Genomic DNA, 17,773 nt, shown 5'->3' on the forward strand with positions numbered 1-17,773 from the left:
TGGTGATGAAGACTTACGTGGTCGGCGGCGCGGTGCGCGATGAATTGCTTGGTTTGCCCGTCAAGGACCATGACCATGTGGTGGTAGGCGCCACGCCGGAAGAAATGGTAAAGGCCGGCTTCCGGCCGGTCGGCAAGGATTTCCCGGTATTCCTGCACCCGCAAACGCAGGAAGAATATGCGCTGGCGCGCACCGAGCGCAAAACGGCGCCCGGCTACAAGGGTTTCGTGTTCCACACTTCCAGCGACGTGACGCTGGAAGAAGACCTGGTGCGGCGCGACCTGACCATCAACGCCATTGCGCGCGGCGACGACGGCGTGCTGGTCGATCCCTACAACGGCCGGCAGGACATCAAGGACCGCATTTTCCGCCACGTGTCGGACGCATTCGCAGAAGACCCGGTGCGCATCCTGCGCCTGGCGCGTTTCGCCTCGCGCTATCCGGATTTCCGCGTAGCGCCGAAAACCAATGCGCTGATGCAGCGCATGGTGGAGGAGGGCGAGGTCGATGCGCTGGTGCCCGAACGGGTATGGCAGGAAATCGCACGCGGCCTGATGGAGCAGAAGCCTTCGCGCATGCTGGAAGCGCTGCGCGACTGCGGCGCACTGTCGCACATCATCCCCGAGATCGGCGACGGCTTCGCCGTGGCGCCGGTGGTCGACCGCGCCGCCGAGGCGGATGTCGAGTTGCCAGTGCGCTTTGCCGCGCTGACGCTTGCGCTCGAAGTGCCGCAGGTCGAGCAGGCCGGCAAGCGCCTGAAAGTGCCGACCGAATGCCGCGACCTGGCAGTCATGGCCGCGCGCGAGCGCGGCAGCGTGGAAAACGCGCAGGAGCTGGACCCCGCCGCCCTGGTCAGCCTGTTCGAGCGCTGCGACGGTTTCCGCAAACCGGCGCGTTTCGCGCAGATGGTGGCCGCTGTGGAATGCGCCGGCCGCGCCCCGCCTGCCCGGCGCGAACTGCTGGCCAAGGCACTCGACGCAGCGCGCGCGGTCAACGCCGGCGAGATCGCCCAGCGCTCGGCGGCTGCGCCGCAGGAGATTCCCGGGCTGGTGCGCGCGGCCCGCGTGCAAGCGGTGAGCGAGACGTTCGGCGCCCAGGAGTGGCTCGATGACCAGCCTTAACTTTTTCCGCAATCCCCTGCGCGGCCTGTTCGGCGGCAAGGACCGGCCGACGGTGCCGGTCAAGGAGTTGCGCGAGCGCGACCGCCGCCGCATGCTCAAGCATTTCCTGGCGCTGGAGCGCCACGACCGGCTGCTGCGTTTCGGCACGCCGGTCAACGACGAACAGATCATGCGCTACGTGGGCAGCATCGATTTCGACCGCGACCTGATATTCGGGGTGTACAACCGCGTTTTCCAGCTGGTGGCGGTAGGCCACCTGGCCTTCGCCGACCGCGATGCCGACAAGCACAAGGCCACCGAGAAGGACCAGGTGGCGGAGTTTGGGGTGTCGGTCTCGAAGTCGGCGCGCGGCCTTGGCATCGGCTCCAGGCTGTTCGAACGCGCCAACATCGCCTGCCGCAACAACGATGTCGACACCCTGTACATGCATTGCCTGTCGTCCAACGCGACGATGATCCATATCGCCAAAAAGGCCGGCATGGAAATCCACCGCGACTACGGCGAGGCCGATGCCTATCTCAAGCTCGGCCCGGCCGACCCGGCCAGCGTGCTGCAGGAAGCGATGGAAGAACAGCTCGCGTCATTCGATTACGCTTTGAAAGCCAACGTCCGCGCTGCCGCAAAACTGTTCGACAAGATCCCTGGGGTAAAATCGGACGAAAAGTAGAGGAGGCTTCCATGCCGTTCGCCCTGCGCAGCATTGCTTTAGCCGTTACCATGGCCGCACCGCTGGCGCAGGCGTCGGGTGCGCCCTTGAAGTTCTGCTTCGAAGACATCCCGCAGGCGCCCTGGACCATGCCGGATGGCACGGGACTGAATATCGAACTGCTGAAGCGCGCAGCCAGGATCACCGGCGACCAGATCAACTTTGTTCCCCGCCCATGGAAGCGCTGTGAAGAAGAGACCCGCACCGGCGTGATCGACGCCATGGTCGGCCCTTCCGACAACCCGCGCCGGCGCACCTACAGCCGGCCGCCGACCAAGGCCGATGGCTCGCAGGACCCGGAACGCGCCATGTACCGCGACCATGTCGACCTGTACCTGCGCGTGGACAGCGGAGCGAGCTGGGATGGCAAGACCCTGGTCAACCCGCGCAAGCTGGTGGTGGCGCAGCGCGGCTACTACATCGTGGATATGCTGCAGGCGCGCGGCCAGACGGTGATCGACACGCCCAAGACGGCGGAAGAGGGCTTGCGGCTGCTGGCCGCCGGCAGCGCCGATGTCGCCGTGCTGATGGGCCGCGATGCGGAAAACCTGCTGAAGGAAGACCCGCGCTACCAGGGCCGCGTGGTGCTGGCCAAGCAGCCCTTCGCCAGTTTCGACTTCCACCTGATGGTAGGGCGCAAGGTCTACGACAAGGAGCCCAAGCGCTTCGAAGCACTCTGGAGCGCCATCGCCAAGGTGCGCGCTACTGCGGACTACCAGCGCCTGGAGCAGTCGCTGGTGCGCCAGCATGAACACGACTGACCGCGGCCCGCATGAAATAGGCGAAAGCCAGCCCGCTCACATACATCAGCACACCGTACAGCGCTCCGGGCAAGGCGAAAGCATCCTGTTTCAGCACGCTGCTGCCGATCACCATGGCCAGGGTGCCGTTCTGGATGGCAGTCTCGATGCCAAGCGTGACCGATTGCTGGCGCGACAAGCGGGCCAGCCAGGCGGCCCCGAAGCCGCAGGCCAGCATGGTCACGTTCAGCGCCATCGCGAACGGCGCGAGGGTATGGAAGTTGTCGCGCAAGAGCACCCAGTTCTTCGCCACCGCTGCCATCACGATCAGGACGAACAGCACGGCAGCGATTTTGGTGCAGCTGCCTTCGATGCGCAGGCCCAGGGCAGGCTTCATATGGCGCAGCGACATGCCAATGGCAACTGGCAGGCCGAGCATCAGCACCATCTGCTTCATCATCGCGCCGACCGGCGCCTCCACCTTCTGGCCGCTGCCGGCAAAGTATTCCAGTGCGAAGGATACGATCAGCGGCAGCGTGAAGATGGTCAGCACGCTGGCCACGGCGGTAAAGCTCAGGGCCAGCGCCACGTCGCCGCGTGCGATGTAGGTGAGCAGGTTGGAGGTAGTGCCGGTAGGGCAGGCCGCCAGGATCATGAAGCCCACTGCGAAGGCGCCGCCGATACCCGTCGCCTGCAGCATGCCGAAGCAGGCCAGCGGCAGCAGCACGAAATGGCACAGGACACCGACCAGCAGCGCGCGCGGCTGCTTCACGATGCGGCCAAAGTCGGCGGGCGCCAGGCCCAGGCCAAGGGAAAACATGATGAACGCGAGTGCTGCGGGCAGCAGCACGGTTGAGACGATGTCTCCTTGCATGGCGGGGTCTCCTTTGCGCTCGCATGTGGCGAGCTTGTCATTGTCTTAATATTGACACGACCCGGGCAACGCCGGCAACTACCGCGCAAGCAAGGCGAAAGCGAGCAAGGCGATGATGCCCGCGCCCAGGACGGCCAGCACGTTCACGCTCCACTTGACCAGGCCATGCTGCGGCCTCCTTAGCCAGATGGCGCCTGCCACAGCGCCGGCGATGGCTGCCAGGACCTGGCCAGCTGCGATCACCAGCAGCATGGCTGCACCGAAGGCGGCGCCGGCATAGCCTGACGGCGCCGGACCGAATGCGAGGCTGATCGCCAGCAGCAGTAGCGGCAGGGCCAGCATGGCGGCAGCCAGACCGCCTTTGGCCGCGGCGAACCACAGGGGGGCTTTAACTTCGGTCTGCATCGGTCAGATCAGCGGCAAGGCGGTGGTGTCCTTGATGCGCTGCAGGGCGAAGGAAGACTTCACATCCAGCACGGCCGGATGGCGCAGCAGGGTCGCCATCATGAAGCGCGAGAAGTGGTCCATGTCTTCCACGTGCACGCGCAGCAGGTAGTCCATTTCGCCGGTCATGGCGTAGCAGGCCACCACTTCCGGCCATTGTTCGACCGCCACCGCGAAATCGGCGCGCGGCGAGGTGCCGGTGGGATTCACGCCGAGGGCGCGGGCGTTGCTGTGGGCGGCGGCGTCGCTGTGCTTTTCCAGGCGCACATTGACGTAGGCCAGCAGGCCCAGGCCGATCTTGTCCGGGTCCAGCAGCGCCACGTACTGGCGGATCACGCCTTCCTCTTCCAGGCGCTTGATGCGGCGCAGGCAGGGGGAAGGGGAAAGGTTGACTTGCTCTGCGACATCCTGGTTCGACAGCCGGCCATCCGTTTGCAAGATGGACAATATCTTGCGATCCGTTTTATCCAGCGCAATCTTGGTCATAAATTCCTCTTTCGCTCGGTGTTTTCGCAATATTATTGCTCAATCCAATCAATGTTGGGAAATGTTTGCAATTAAATGTCGCTTGCAGGGGACTATACTGTGCGCAATTCTAATAGGGAGACGCACCATGAAATTCACCCCCTGGGAAAACCCCATGAACACCGACGGCTTCGAGTTCGTCGAGTTCGCGGCACCCGATCCCAAAGCCCTGGGCAAGCTGTTCGAAAACATGGGCTTCACCGCGATCGCCCGCCACCGCCACAAGGACGTGACCCTGTACCGCCAGGGCGATATCAACTTCATCATCAATGCCGAGCAGGATTCGTTTGCCCAGCGCTTCGCCCGCCAGCACGGTCCGTCCGTGTGCGCCATCGCGATCCGCGTGGACGATGCGGCCTTCGCGTACAAGCGCGCGCTGGAATTGGGCGCGTGGGGTTTTGACAACAAAACCGGCCCGATGGAGCTGAATATCCCCGCCATCAAGGGCGTCGGCGACTCCCTGCTGTATCTGGTCGACCGCTGGCGCGGCAAGAATGCCGCGGATGGCAAGCCGACCGGCGCCATTGGCGACATCTCGATTTACGACGCGGACTTCGTGGCCATCCCGGGCGCCGAAGCCAACCCGGTCGGCAATGGCCTGACCTATATCGACCACCTGACCCACAACGTGCACCGTGGCCGCATGAAGGAGTGGGCTGACTTCTACGAGCGCCTGTTCAACTTCCGCGAAGTGCGCTACTTCGATATCGAAGGCAAGCTGACCGGCCTGAAGTCGAAGGCCATGACTTCGCCTTGCGGCAAGATCCGCATCCCGATCAATGAATCGTCGGACGACAAGTCGCAGATCGCCGAGTACCTGAATGAGTACCACGGCGAAGGCATCCAGCACATCGCGCTGGGCACCGACGGCATCTACGATTCGGTGCAGGGCCTGCGCAACCAGGGCATCGTGTTCCAGGACACGATCGAGACCTACTACGAGCTGGTCAACCGCCGCCTGCCCAACCATGGCGAGAACGTGGAAGAACTGCGCCGCCTGCGCATCCTGATCGACGGCCACTCGAACGAGTCCGAGCGCGAACTGCTGCTGCAGATCTTCACCCAGAACGTGATCGGTCCGATCTTCTTCGAGATCATCCAGCGCAAAGGCGACCAGGGCTTCGGCGAAGGCAACTTCCGCGCGTTGTTTGAATCGATTGAGCTGGACCAGATCCGCCGCGGCGTGCTGGATGACCCGGGCCAGACGGCTGCATAAAACCGGTTCACCGGTTTAGAGAATTCCGGCAGCCCCGCACTTAAGACGGGGCGCCGTTCTAATCTTTTAGAAGTTTTTGGAGACACACCTGATGAACGCACCCGTCAAGAGCGGCGAGCTATCGCCCGCGCACGACATCACCCTCGACGACAAGTGGACCCTGGAGCGCGGCCGCGCCTTCATGACCGGCACCCAAGCCCTGATCCGCCTGCCGATGCTGCAACGTGAACGCGACCTGAAAGCCGGCCTGAATACCGCCGGCTACATCACCGGCTATCGCGGTTCGCCGGTCACCTCGGTCGACCAGACCGCGATGAAGGCCAAGAAGCACCTCGACGCGCACCACGTCAAATTCCACCCGGGCATGAACGAAGACCTGGCGGCGACCGCCGTCTGGGGCACCCAGCAGACCAACCTGTTCGAAGACGCCAAGTACGACGGCGTGTTCTCCATGTGGTACGGCAAGGGCCCGGGCGTCGACCGCTGCGGCGACGTGTTCAAGCACGCCAACAACGCCGGCTCGTCCAGGCACGGCGGCGTGCTGGTGCTGGCAGGCGACGACCATGCTGCGAAATCGTCTTCCACCGCGCACCAGTCGGACCACATCCTGAACGCCTGCGGCATCCCGGTGCTGTATCCGGCGTCGGTGCAGGAATACATCGACTACGGCCTGCATGCCTGGGCGATGAGCCGCTACACCGGCCTGTGGGTGTCGATGAAGTGCGTGACCGACATCATCGAGTCGGGCGCCGTGGTCGATTTCGACCCGGACCGCGTCCAGATCCAGATGCCGGAAGACTTCGAGCTGCCAGCAGGCGGCCTGAATATCCGCTGGCCGGACACCGTGCTGGACATGGAAGTGCGCATGAACAGCTACAAGTGGTACGCCGCGCTGGCCTATTGCCGCGCCAATAAGCTGAACAAGATTATCTGGGATGCGCCGAAGCCGAAGATCGGCATCATCACCGCCGGCAAATCCTACCTCGACACCCGCCAGGCGCTGGCCGACTTGGGCATCGACGAACAAGCCGCTGCCGACATCGGCATCCGCCTGTACAAGATCGGCATGACCTGGCCGCTGGAAGCGGACGGCGTGCACGAATTCGCCAAGGGCCTGGACGAGATCCTGGTGGTGGAAGAAAAGCGCCAGATCCTGGAATATGCGCTGAAGGAGGAACTGTACAACCTGCCGGACGGCGAACGTCCGCGCGTGGTCGGCAAGTTCGACGACACCGGCGAGTGGAGCAACAAGGGCAAGACCGGCCACGGCGACTGGCTGCTGCCTGCGACCTATGAGCTGAACCCGGCCCAGATCGCACGCGCCATCGCATCGCGCATCGAGCACTATTGCAAGGACCATCCGGTAGCGGCGCGCGTGAAAGAGCGTATCGCCTTCCTGGAAGCCAAGGAAGCAGCCCTGAAAAACCTGCCGGCCAAGGCCAATCCTGAGACCGACCGCATTCCTTACTTCTGCTCCGGCTGCCCGCACAACTCCTCGACCAAGGTGCCCGAAGGTTCGCGCGCCATGGCGGGTATCGGCTGCCACTACATGGTGCTGTGGATGGACCGCGAAACGTCCACCTTCACCCACATGGGCGCGGAAGGCGTGACCTGGGTCGGCCAGGCGCCGTTCACCAACGAGAAGCACGTGTTCACCAACCTGGGCGACGGCACCTATTTCCACTCGGGCATCCTGGCGATCCGCGCTGCCGTGGCGGCGAAGGTGAACATCACCTACAAGATCCTGTACAACGACGCGGTGGCAATGACCGGCGGCCAGAACGTGGACGGCCCGCTGGACCCGGGCATGATTTCGCGCCAGATCGCGGCGGAAGGCGTGACCCCGATCATCGTGGTCACCGACGAACCTGAGAAATATCCGGACGATTACAACTGGGCGCCGGGCGTCACCGTGCGCCACCGCTCCGAGCTGATGGACGTGCAGAAGGAACTGCGCGACAAGCCGGGCGTGTCGGCCATGATCTACGACCAGACCTGCGCCTCCGAAAAGCGTCGCCGCCGGAAAAAAGGCGAATTCCCCGACCCGGCCAAGCGCGCCGTGATCAATGAAGCCGTGTGCGAAGGCTGCGGCGACTGCTCCGTGCAGTCCAACTGCCTGTCCGTGGAGCCGCTGGAAACTGAACTGGGCCGCAAGCGCCAGATCAACCAGTCCAGCTGCAACAAGGACTTCTCCTGCGTCAACGGCTTCTGCCCGTCCTTCGTGACGGTGGAAGGCGGCGGCCTGAAAAAGCCGAAGAAAGCAGCTGCAGCGGGCGGCGGCGAAGTACCGGCCCTGCCATCGCCGGTACTGCCTTCGACCGCCAACCCATACGGCATCCTGATCACCGGCATCGGCGGCACCGGCGTGGTGACCGTCGGCCAGATCCTGGCTGTTGCGGCTCACGTGGAAGGCAAGGGCGCCATCGTACTGGACATGTCCGGCCTGGCCCAGAAGGGCGGCCCGGTGATGTCGCACGTGCGCCTGGCCGACAAGCAGGGCGACCTGCACTCGACCCGCGTCGGCACCGGCAGCGCCAACCTGGTGATCGGCTGCGACCAGATCGTGACCGCGTCGAAAGACGCGCTGTCGCGCATGGGCGAAGGCCGCACTTACGCTGCCATCAATTCGACCGGCGCCACCACCGCGGCCTTCGTGAAGAACCCCGACTGGCAGTTCCCGGGCACTTCTTCGCAGGCCGAGATCAAGCGCGCCTGCGGCGAAGCCAATGTGGACTTCGTCGACGCCGGCAAGATCGCGACCGCGCTGATGGGCGACTCGATTGCCACCAATATGTTCATGCTGGGCTACTCCTTCCAGAAAGGCCATGTGCCGCTGTCGGAAGAAGCGCTGATGAAGGCGATTGAACTGAATGGCGTGCAGGTTGGCTTCAACAAGTCGGCCTTCAACTGGGGCCGCTACTGCGCGCACGACAGCGCCGCCGTGGCCAAGCTGGCCACCCCGGCAAGCGTGATCGAATTCAAGCGCACCCAGACGCTGGAAGAGATCATCGCCAAGCGCGTCGAACTGCTGACTGCCTACCAGGACGCCGCATACGCCAGGCAGTACAGCGATTTCGTGGCCCAGGTGCAGGCAGCAGAAGGCGCGCTGGGTTCGAAGAAACTGACCGAAGCCGTGGCCCGCTACTTCTACAAGCTGATGGCCTACAAGGACGAGTACGAAGTGGCGCGCCTGCACAGTGACGCGGCCTTCCGCGCCAAGATTGAAGGCATGTTCGAAGGCGACTATAAGGTGAAGTTCCACCTGGCGCCGCCGCTGTTTGCGAAGAAGGACAAGGAAGGCCACCTGGTCAAGCAGGAATTCGGCCCATGGATGCTGAAGGCCTTCGGCGTGCTGGCCAAGTTCAAGGGCCTGCGCGGCTCCGCCTTCGACGTCTTCGGCTACACCGCAGAGCGCAAGATGGAACGCGCCCTGATCGGCGAATACCGCGACACCGTGTCCGCTCTCCTGGGCAAGCTGACTGCCGATAACCTGGCAACCGCCGTGGCGATTGCGCGCATCCCTGAAGACATCCGCGGCTACGGCCACGTCAAGGAACGCCACCTGAAGGCGGCCAAGCAGAAGGAAGCAGCGCTGCTGGCGGAATTCAGCAGACCGGCGGTTGCAACGCACGCAGCCTGATACCACGCGGTTTCATGAAAGGCCGGGGCCCGTCCCCGGCTTTTTTCATAAGCATCTGCAAAATCATTCGTTCAGTAATAAAGACCGGCTTGCTAAGGTGGCGCCTCTTCCCAAGAGGACTACTTCAATGCAGACAAGATTCAAATTGAAACCGTTGGCGGCTGGCGCTTTCGTTTTGCTGGCCGGCGCCGCACAGGCCCAGGAGGCGGCATCGCCGGCCGCCGTCGTGATCACCGGCTCGCGTATCCCGCGCGCCAGCCTGGAAGGACCGTCGGCAGTGACGGTCCTCACCGGCGACGACATCACCAGGCAAGGCTTCAAAAACGTTTTCGACGCGCTGACCAACCAGTCGCAGAACAGCGGCTTCGTACAAGGCGCGGATTACGGCAATACGTTCACCCCATCGGCCAACGCCATCAGCCTGCGCGGCCTGGGGCCGAACCACACGCTGGTGCTGCTGAACGGCCGCCGCATGGCCGACTTCCCGATCGCCTATGAAGGCACGGTCAATTTCACCAACCTGGCCAATATCCCGTCGAGCGTGGTGGAGCGCATCGAGATCCTGAGCGGCGGCGCATCGGCGGTCTATGGCTCGGACGCGATTGCGGGCGTGGTCAATATCATCCTGAAGAAGCAGGCCAACGGCTACGACATCAATCTCAAGGCCGGCACCACCACGCGCGGCGGCGGCAGCAACAAGCGCCTGCAATTCAGCGGCGGCCAAAGCTTCGACAAGCTGAACACCCTGTTCAGCGTGGAGCTGCTGGAACGCGATCCGCTGTGGAGCGCAGAGCGCGACTTCATGGCCAGCAAGAGCGGCGTGGCGCCGACTTCGGTACTGGCACGCAAGAACGTCAGCAGCGGTAAATACGTCGACCTGGGCAACACCTGCTCCGACCTCGGCGACCTGTTCGGCGGCAGCACCGTCAAGTACACGGCCAAGGCAGGCAGCTATTGCGCCAGCCCGAAAGTCGGCCCGACTTACTGGACCATCCAGACCAAAAACAGCAGCCAGAACCTGTTCGGCAGCGCCAACTACGAGCTGTCCGAGTCCACCACGCTGTTTGCGGAGGCCCTGTACGGCAACAACCGCAGCACCAACAACACGCGCGGCCCGTCGTGGACTTCGCGTTCGGCCACCGACAGCTATTTCTGGAACCAGAACACCAGCCGCTACGAGGCATGGAGCCGCTTCATTTCGCCCGAAGAGATGGGCGGCGTGGAGCGCTACAACCGCCGCTGGGACGACCAGGCAGCGTCGCTGTCGCTCGGCGTGCGCGGCCTTGTCCCCGGCACTTCGTGGAACTACGAAGCCGGCTATGCCGCCTCGCAGTACAAGAGCCAGAACCACACCCAGCGTGCCTTGGCCAATATCGACAGCTTCTTTCTCGGCCAACAATTGGGCGTGAATGCCAGCGGCATCGCCATCTTCGCACCTGATCCTGCGCGCCTGACCACGCGCCTGACGCCCGGCGAATTCCATTCCATCACCGGCGAATCGGTCAGCGACGACAAATCGTGGACCAATACCCTTAGCCTGACCGCCAACGGCGAAGCGTTCAAGCTGCCAGCCGGCCCGGTCAAGGTGGCCACGGTGGCGGAACTGGGCAAGCAGGGCTTCTCCAATATTCCGGATGCACGCATCAACCAGGGCTACTTCAACACGCTGGCGCCGTCCGACGTCACCTCCGGCACCCGCAAGCGTTACGCCCTCGGCGCCGAGGCCAGCGTCCCGCTGCTGAAGACGCTGGCCGGCACGCTGGCCGGGCGTTACGACCGCTATAGCTTCGCCGGCCGCGACGACGGCAAGTTCACTTACAACGGCGGGCTGGAATGGCGCCCGGCCACGCAGCTCCTGCTGCGCGGGAATGTGGCGACCAGCTTCCGGGCGCCGGACATGAACTACATCTACAAGGCGCGCGGCACCGGCTATTACTCGTCCACCACCGATTACTACCGCTGCGCCAAAGCGGGCCAGCCGGTGGCCGATTGCGACTTCGCCAATTACTCGCCGGGCGCCGACTATGTACAGACCGGCAGCACGGACCTGCGCTCCGAAAAGGGCCGCTCCGCCGGTCTGGGCGTTGTATGGTCGCCAAGCGCCGACTTCGACGTCACGCTGGATTACTGGAAGATCCGCATCGACGACCTGGTGACCAACCTGAGCGCCGACAAGCTGCTGCGCGATGAATCCGATTGCCGCATCAAGGGCGACCTCACATTGCCGACCTGCGCCGATGCGATCCGCCGCATCGTCCGTTATGCCGACAATGCGCTGAACAAGCCGGGCGAGATCAGGCAGATCCTGGTCAACCCGATCAACGCGGCATCGACCAGGGTGAGCGGCATCGACCTGTCGGCCAAGTACCTCCTGCGCACCAGCGCTTACGGCAACTTCAGCACCAGGGTGAATTACTCGAAGACGCTGAAACAGGAGTCGCGCCAGTTCGCCGGCGACCCGCTGAACAACGACAAGGACGACCTGGGCAATAACGACTGGCGCGACAAGTTGAACGCCAGCCTGACCTGGAATGCGGGCGACTGGTCGAACACGCTGTTCCTGCAACGCTACGGCAAAGTGCCTGACGCCGCCGGCAAGGCCTGGCTGACGCCAACCATCCTGGTCAACGCCAGCTCTGTGGTCAAGGTGAACCAGCGCACCACGGTATCGCTGGCCGTGAACAACCTGCTCAACCGCGTCAAGCGGGACGCAAGCGGCGGTTGGCCGTATTACCCCGTCGGCAATTACAGCCCGGCAGGCCGCCAGCTGTGGCTTGAGTTGAATTATCATTTCGGCACTTAACCTGTTGTAAATTTGATTGGAATATTTACAATCAATTAGTTACTCCATAGAATCATTGGATGCAATAATTCTATGGAGTGCATCATCCAAACCGCGATCCCGTCGCAGCCGGCCGTGCTGGCCGAACTGACCCGTCCCACAGCCGCATACCAGCGCAGCGCGCGCCTTGCCGTGGCAGGCTTGCTGGCCTTTGTACTGTTGTATTTCGGCCTGGCAGGCTGGTTCCTGTTCAGTGCCTGGCGCCTGGTGCACGCCAGCCAGCACGGCGGCAATGGTTTCGCCAGCTGGTGCGCCGCCATCGTGGCGGTACTGCTGGCGATCGTCATGTTGAAGGCGGTCTTCGCCGTACGCCACGCGATGTCGCCCGGCGTGGTGGAAGTCAAACGCGAAGAGCAGCCGCGCTTGTTCGATTACCTGATGGAGCTGGCCGATGCGGCCGGCGCACCGCGCCCGCACCGGGTCTTCCTCTCCAACCGCGTGAATGCCGCAGTGTTCTATGACCTGTCGCTGCTCAACCTGATTTTCCCTTCGAAGAAAAACCTGGAAATCGGCCTGCCGCTGGTGAACGCGATGCCGCTGGGCGAACTGCGCGCCGTGCTGGCGCACGAATTCGGCCACTTCGCGCAACGCTCGATGGCGGTAGGCCGCTGGGCCTACGTGGCGCAGCAGGTGGTGCAGGAAATGGTAGCGCGCCGCGACAAGCTGGACGACTTCATCGAAGGCTTTGGCCGCATTGATATCCGCCTGCGCCTGGTGGCCTGGGTGTTGCAGGTCATCGTCTGGTCACTGCGCTCGCTGGTGGAGCAGGTCTTCCGCCTGGTGGTATTGATGCAAAGGGCCCTGTCGCGCGAAATGGAGATGCAGGCCGACCTGGTGGCGGTGTCGCTGACCGGCAGCGATGCCCTGGTCCACGCGCTGCACCGCCTGGGCGCGGCGGACGACGCCTGGGAGCGCAGCGTCGGTTTCGTCTTCAGCGAACACGGCGCCGGCCGCGCCACCGTCGATGCCTATGCCGTACAAAGTCATGTTACGGCGCGCATGGCCGGAATCCTGGACGACCCGTACTACGGCAAGGTGCCGCCGCTGCCGTCGCATCAGCCGGAGCAGCACCGCGTGTTCAAGGCGGAGCTGGGCCAGCCGCCGCGTATGTGGCAAACCCACCCGCAAAACCACGAGCGCGAAGAGAATGCCAAACGGCGCTACCTGGCGGCTGCGGTCGACCAGTCCAGCGCATGGTCGCTGTTCGACGATGCGGCGGGGCTGCGCCAGCGCATGACCGCCCATCTGCTGGAAGGCCAGGAAGGCGAAGCGGCCCCGGTCGAACTGGAAGATAGCCTGAAACGCCTGGCGAAGGAATATCGCCGCGAGCATTTCCAGAGCCGCTATTGCGGCGTGTACTTCGGCCGTTCGCTGACGCGCCACGCCACGCAAGCCGGGGAACTGCGCGCTGCGCGTAATGCCCAGCCTGCGGCCGTGGCCAGTGCCCTGTATCCGGTCTCGCTCAAGGAAGATGTGCGCCAGTTGCGTCAGCTGCAGGAAGAGCGCGCGCAATTGTCGGCCGTGATCAACGGCCACGCCAAGGTGCAGGGAAATCGCGTGCAGCTGGGCGGCGAAGAATACCGTGTCAACCAATTGCCGGCGGCGCTGCAGCGCACCGATGAACGCATCGGCCAACTGGAAGAAAAGCTGCGCCGCCATGATGCAACGGTGCGTGCCTGGCACTATGCGGCGGCGGTCAAACTGGGTGAAGGCTGGCCGGCCTACCTGGACAGCCTGCTCGACGTACTGCATTACGCCGAACACAGCGCCGCCGACCTGCACGATGCCTGGGGCCTGGTGTTGAACACCCGCGCGGTGGTGACGGCCGTAGCGCGCCAGAGCGAAAGCAATATCCGCCGGCTGATCGCCGATTGCAGCGGCCTTTACCTGGTGCTCGATGAGATTTATCGCGGCAATGGCGCCGTTCAGCTCGACCCGCAGTTGATGGAGCGGCTGGAAATGACGGAGAGCTGGCAAACCGCGCTGCAGAAATTCACGCTGTCGCCGGTCTCGCGCGACAACATCAACGACTGGCTGCATGCGGTCGCCAACTGGACCTCCCACACCAGCAACTGGCTGGGCGCGCTGCGCTCGGCGGTGCTGGAACAGATGCTGGTCAGCGAAACGCTGCTGGCCAGCCATGCGCGCAGCGGCGCCCCGATTGCCGCGGCACCGCAACCGTGCCAGGTTCCAATAAGCTACGGCGTGCTGCTGGCCGGCGGCGAGCGGAAATTGCAAACGTCGCTGGACTGGTGGTCGCGCTTCCAGCGCGCCGATGGCTGGTTTGCCGGCGGTGCGCGCCTGGCGGTTGCTGGCGGCGTCGTGGTCAGTGTGCTGGGCATGGGCATGGCGCTGGGCACTTCGACCGTCATGGTCTACAACGGCCTGGGCACGCCGGTACGTGTCACGATCGACGGCAATTCGAGGCTGGTCGACCCGGGCCAGCACGTCACGATCGATGCCAGCGCGGACGCGCAGCATAACGTCGAAGCCCGCCTGCTGGATGGCCGGCTGTTGGAAAGCTTGCGTCCCCGCGATGGCGCGGAGCAGTCGGTGTACAACGTAGCCGGGGGCTCCGTGATGGCAACCGGCATCGTCCATTACGGCGGTGCTGGCGACGAAAAGAACATCGTACTTGGCGCACCGCGCTGGTTCGACACCGACGCCGACGTGCTGTTCGAAGAGCCGCCGAAATCGGTCAGCAGCAAGAGCAAGAAATGGCGCAAGGTGCTTGTCGCGGCATCGGGCATGGAGCCGGAGTCGTTGTCGGGTCTGGTGAAGGACGAGGCGCAGCGCAAGGCCATGGTATCGGCCCACGCGCGCTGGGACAGCATCAAGGCGCCGTCGACCTATACCTGGCTGACCATGGCACACGAAGGCGGCGCCGGCGATGTGCTGGTGCAGCGCCTGAAGGACGACCCGGAAAATGTCCAGCTGCGGCGCGCCGAACAGGACATTGCCAACGAATCGCCGGAGACCTGCTCTGCAGCACGCGAGCGTGCCAAGGAGCGCCCGCAAGACGGCGACCGGCTCTACCTGGCGCTGCGCTGCGGCCAGGCTGCCACCCGGGAAGAGATCGCGGCGGCACGGGCGCGCTTCCCCGGCAATGCCTGGCTGGCTTACCTGCACGTGCGCACCTTGCTCGATCACGGCGTCTGGAACGAAGCGCTGGAGCCTCTGCGCCAGGTGCAAGGCAAGCTGCCATACGAGAACGCGGAACTGGAAATGCAGCTGGAACGCTTGCAGCGCCTGCTGGAGGGGCAGGTCAGGACTCGCCTCTTGCCCGCGGACTCGCGCGTCGCCGCCATGGCGCAGACCGAGCGCGATACGAATGACCCGTATGGCGCCCTGTCGCGCGGCGAACTGGGCAAGGCGCTGCAGGCGACCAAGGACGAACCGGGCCGGGCGGCGCGCATGCGCCGGCTGGTCGGGGCATCGGACGGCGCCAGCGCGGCCCAGGTGCAGGCGGCGCTGGACGAGCCGATGGCAAACGGCATCGACCAGGCGACCTTGCTGGTCGGTGCGGCGCTGGCGCTGCGCCATGGCCGCGACACCGAGCCGTACTGGGTCCAGGCGAAGTCGATGCGCGAATATGCGCCGCGCCTGCGTCGCTTCATCGAGGCAGCGAATGCCGGCAAATTCCAGGAGGCCGAAATGGTGCTGGGTGCAATGCCGATGGAGGCGCGTGCCCTGGCCTACGCAGCGGGCGTGGTAGTGGCAGGCGACGGTGCCCCGGCCCATTGGCGCAAGACTGCGCGCCTGGTGCTGTTCGCGCCTGAGCGCCCATACCTGCGAAGCTGAAGCGCTCTATAATGCTCCGGCGTTTTCCAACAACCGCCGGAGCACTGAGATGATTCGTCCTGCCGTACTGCTTGCCCTGTCTGCTGCCTTTCCACTGGCGCATGCCGCGCCCGACCTCGCCACTGTCGCGGAACGCTCCGGCTACCATGCCACCGGCCGCTACGACGAAGTGCAGCGCCTGTGCGCCGATTACCAGAAGGCTTACCCGAAAGCCGTGCGCTGCTTCTCCTTCGGCGAAACGCCTGAGGGACGTCCGATGCTGGCGCTGTCCGTCTCCCGTACCGGTGCACTGACTGCCGCCGCAGCCAGGCAGCGCAAGCTGCCGGTGCTGCTGGTGCAGGGCGGCATCCACGCCGGCGAGATCGATGGCAAGGATGCCGGCTTCTGGGCCCTGCGCGAGGCGCTGGACGGCAAGGCTGCTGCCGGCGCCCTGGACAAGCAGGTGCTACTGTTCGTCCCCGTCTTCAATGTCGATGGCCATGAGCGCTTCGGCAAGAACAACCGCCCCAACCAGCGCGGCCCGGTCGAAATGGGCTGGCGCGTCACGGCGCAGAACTACAACCTCAATCGCGACTACGTAAAAGCCGATGCGCCTGAAATGCAGGCCATGCTCAAGCTGGTCAACGAGTGGGATCCGCTGGCCTACATCGACCTGCACGTGACCGACGGCGCCAAGTTCCAGCCGGACGTCTCGATCCAGGTCGAGCCGGTGCACGGCGGCGATGCGGCGCTGCTGCCGCTTGGTAAAGAACTGCGCGACAACGTCATGGCCGACCTGCGCAAGCAGGGTTCCGACCCGCGCCATTTCTATATCTCCTTCGACCAGACCGACCAGCCGGATTCCGGCTTCGTCGACAGCATGGCTACGCCGCGCTTCTCGACCGGCTATTTCCCGCTGCGTAACCGTTTCGCCATGCTGGTGGAAACCCACTCGTGGCGCGACTATCCGCACCGCGTGAGGGTCACCCGCAACACCATCGTCTCGCTGATGGAGCAGTTTGCGCAGCATGGCGCGGCCTGGGCCAAGGCTGCGGCGGACGCCGATGTGCGCGCCGCCAAACTGGCCGACATGCCGCTCAGTTACAAAACCACCGAGCGCACCGGGATGATCGACTTCCCGGGCTACGAATACAGCCGCACCCCGTCCGACGTATCCGGCGGCATCTGGACCAGATACGACGAGTCCAAACCGCAGAAGTGGACGGTGCCGTTGCGCGACGAAGTGGTGCCGGACGTGGTGGCCAAGGCGCCTGCCGGCGGCTACCTGGTGCCGGCCGCGCAAGTTTCCCTGGTCGAACCTAAGCTGAAGGCGCACGGCATCAGCTACAAGCGCCTGGAGCAGGCGCCGGGCAAGGTGGCGGTGGAAGTCTTCCGCGCCGATGAAGCCAGGCTGACCGCAACTTCCTTTGAAGGCCACCAGCTGGCGAGCTGGAAAGGCGGCTGGAAGGCCGAACAGCGCGAAGTAGGCAAAGGCGCCCTGTTCGTGCCGATCTCCCAGCCGAAATCGCGCCTGGTGATGACCATGCTGGAGCCGGCAAGCGCCGATTCGCTGGCGGCCTGGGGCTTCTTCAACAACTACCTCGAGCGCAAGGAGTATATGGAGGAGTATGTCGCCGAAGAGGCGGCGCGTGAAATGCTGGCGTCCGACCCGGCACTCGCAGCTGCCTTCAAGGCCAGGCTGGAAAGCGATCCGGCCTTCGCCAACAGTCCGCGTGCCCGCCTGGACTTCTTCGCCCGCCGCCATGCGACCTGGGACGAGCGCCATAACCTGTACCCGGTCTACCGCACGGGCCTTGTTTACTAAACTTTCTGAAACTTCGCCGTTTCCGTCACTTTCGATTGCGAGGAAATATCGGGTAAAGGT

At 64.2% G+C, this 17,773-nt stretch carries 11 protein-coding genes; 8 read left to right on the forward strand and 3 right to left on the reverse strand.

Annotation, left to right across the window (positions count from 1 at the left end):
* The first annotated feature begins 5 nt into the window (after positions 1-5).
* Genes ASD07_RS08785 through ASD07_RS08795 form a run of 3 tightly spaced genes read left to right on the forward strand, consistent with a single transcriptional unit; the run spans position 6 to position 2,588 of the window.
* A complete protein-coding gene (locus tag ASD07_RS08785; RefSeq protein ID WP_055928274.1) occupies positions 6-1,121 on the forward strand; it encodes a CCA tRNA nucleotidyltransferase in 1,116 nt (371 codons plus the stop codon).
* The gene (locus ASD07_RS08790) at positions 1,108-1,788 is read left to right on the forward strand and encodes a GNAT family N-acetyltransferase (protein ID WP_055928192.1); all 681 of its coding nucleotides are present in this window, start codon (positions 1,108-1,110) and stop codon (positions 1,786-1,788) included. Before ASD07_RS08785 ends, ASD07_RS08790 begins: the two co-directional genes overlap by 14 nt.
* An 11-nt stretch (positions 1,789-1,799) precedes the next feature.
* Entirely contained in the window at positions 1,800-2,588 is a 789-nt protein-coding gene (locus tag ASD07_RS08795; RefSeq protein WP_055928194.1) for an ABC transporter substrate-binding protein, read from the forward strand.
* On the opposite strand, the gene ASD07_RS08800 is transcribed toward ASD07_RS08795, so the two are convergent.
* The 3 genes from ASD07_RS08800 to ASD07_RS08810 form a co-directional block, all read right to left on the reverse strand.
* Positions 2,530-3,441: a bile acid:sodium symporter family protein gene (locus ASD07_RS08800; protein ID WP_055928196.1), complete on the reverse strand. Its 912-nt coding sequence runs from the start codon at positions 3,439-3,441 to the stop codon at positions 2,530-2,532. The two genes, ASD07_RS08795 and ASD07_RS08800, sit on opposite strands and share 59 nt — an antisense overlap.
* Before the next feature lie 78 nt (positions 3,442-3,519).
* A complete protein-coding gene (locus ASD07_RS08805; RefSeq protein ID WP_055928197.1) occupies positions 3,520-3,846 on the reverse strand; it encodes a hypothetical protein in 327 nt (108 codons plus the stop codon).
* 3 nt (positions 3,847-3,849) lie between these two features.
* Positions 3,850-4,371 carry an Lrp/AsnC family transcriptional regulator gene (locus ASD07_RS08810; RefSeq protein WP_055928200.1) on the reverse strand — a complete coding sequence of 174 codons (522 nt, stop codon included), beginning with the start codon at positions 4,369-4,371 and terminating at the stop codon, positions 3,850-3,852.
* A 127-nt stretch (positions 4,372-4,498) separates the two neighbouring features.
* Between ASD07_RS08810 and hppD the strand changes: the two genes are divergently transcribed.
* The 5 genes from hppD to ASD07_RS08835 all read left to right on the forward strand — a co-directional run bounded on the left by hppD (position 4,499) and on the right by ASD07_RS08835 (position 17,713).
* Entirely contained in the window at positions 4,499-5,626 is a 1,128-nt protein-coding gene (gene hppD / locus ASD07_RS08815; protein WP_055928203.1) for a 4-hydroxyphenylpyruvate dioxygenase, read from the forward strand.
* A gap of 91 nt (positions 5,627-5,717) precedes the next feature.
* A complete protein-coding gene (locus ASD07_RS08820; protein WP_055928206.1) occupies positions 5,718-9,266 on the forward strand; it encodes an indolepyruvate ferredoxin oxidoreductase family protein in 3,549 nt (1,182 codons plus the stop codon).
* A 127-nt stretch (positions 9,267-9,393) separates the two neighbouring features.
* On the forward strand, positions 9,394-12,069 hold the full coding sequence (locus tag ASD07_RS08825; protein ID WP_082507222.1) for a TonB-dependent siderophore receptor: 2,676 nt from the start codon (positions 9,394-9,396) through the stop codon (positions 12,067-12,069).
* Between the two features lie 72 nt (positions 12,070-12,141).
* Complete coding sequence (locus tag ASD07_RS08830; protein WP_055928212.1) at positions 12,142-15,909, forward strand: M48 family metalloprotease; 3,768 nt, start codon at positions 12,142-12,144, stop codon at positions 15,907-15,909.
* A gap of 49 nt (positions 15,910-15,958) precedes the next feature.
* On the forward strand, positions 15,959-17,713 hold the full coding sequence (locus ASD07_RS08835) for a M14 family metallopeptidase (RefSeq protein ID WP_055928216.1): 1,755 nt from the start codon (positions 15,959-15,961) through the stop codon (positions 17,711-17,713).
* Positions 17,714-17,773 lie beyond the last annotated feature (60 nt).

This window comes from Duganella sp. Root336D2, from assembly GCF_001425005.1.
Lineage (GTDB): Bacteria > Pseudomonadota > Gammaproteobacteria > Burkholderiales > Burkholderiaceae_D > Rugamonas.

Bases quoted from the DNA above. Each gene is read 5' to 3' on its own strand.
- ASD07_RS08805 (WP_055928197.1), bottom strand. From the start codon at position 3,846: ATGCAGACCGAAGTTAAAGCCCCCCTGTGGTTCGCCGCGGCCAAAGGC.
- ASD07_RS08820 (WP_055928206.1), top strand. From the start codon at position 5,718: ATGAACGCACCCGTCAAGAGCGGCGAGCTATCGCCCGCGCACGACATC.
- ASD07_RS08830 (WP_055928212.1), top strand. From the start codon at position 12,142: ATGGAGTGCATCATCCAAACCGCGATCCCGTCGCAGCCGGCCGTGCTG.
- ASD07_RS08795 (WP_055928194.1), top strand. From the start codon at position 1,800: ATGCCGTTCGCCCTGCGCAGCATTGCTTTAGCCGTTACCATGGCCGCA.
- ASD07_RS08785 (WP_055928274.1), top strand. From the start codon at position 6: ATGAAGACTTACGTGGTCGGCGGCGCGGTGCGCGATGAATTGCTTGGT.
- ASD07_RS08825 (WP_082507222.1), top strand. From the start codon at position 9,394: ATGCAGACAAGATTCAAATTGAAACCGTTGGCGGCTGGCGCTTTCGTT.
- ASD07_RS08810 (WP_055928200.1), bottom strand. From the start codon at position 4,371: ATGACCAAGATTGCGCTGGATAAAACGGATCGCAAGATATTGTCCATC.
- ASD07_RS08800 (WP_055928196.1), bottom strand. From the start codon at position 3,441: ATGCAAGGAGACATCGTCTCAACCGTGCTGCTGCCCGCAGCACTCGCG.
- ASD07_RS08835 (WP_055928216.1), top strand. From the start codon at position 15,959: ATGATTCGTCCTGCCGTACTGCTTGCCCTGTCTGCTGCCTTTCCACTG.
- ASD07_RS08790 (WP_055928192.1), top strand. From the start codon at position 1,108: ATGACCAGCCTTAACTTTTTCCGCAATCCCCTGCGCGGCCTGTTCGGC.
- hppD (WP_055928203.1), top strand. From the start codon at position 4,499: ATGAAATTCACCCCCTGGGAAAACCCCATGAACACCGACGGCTTCGAG.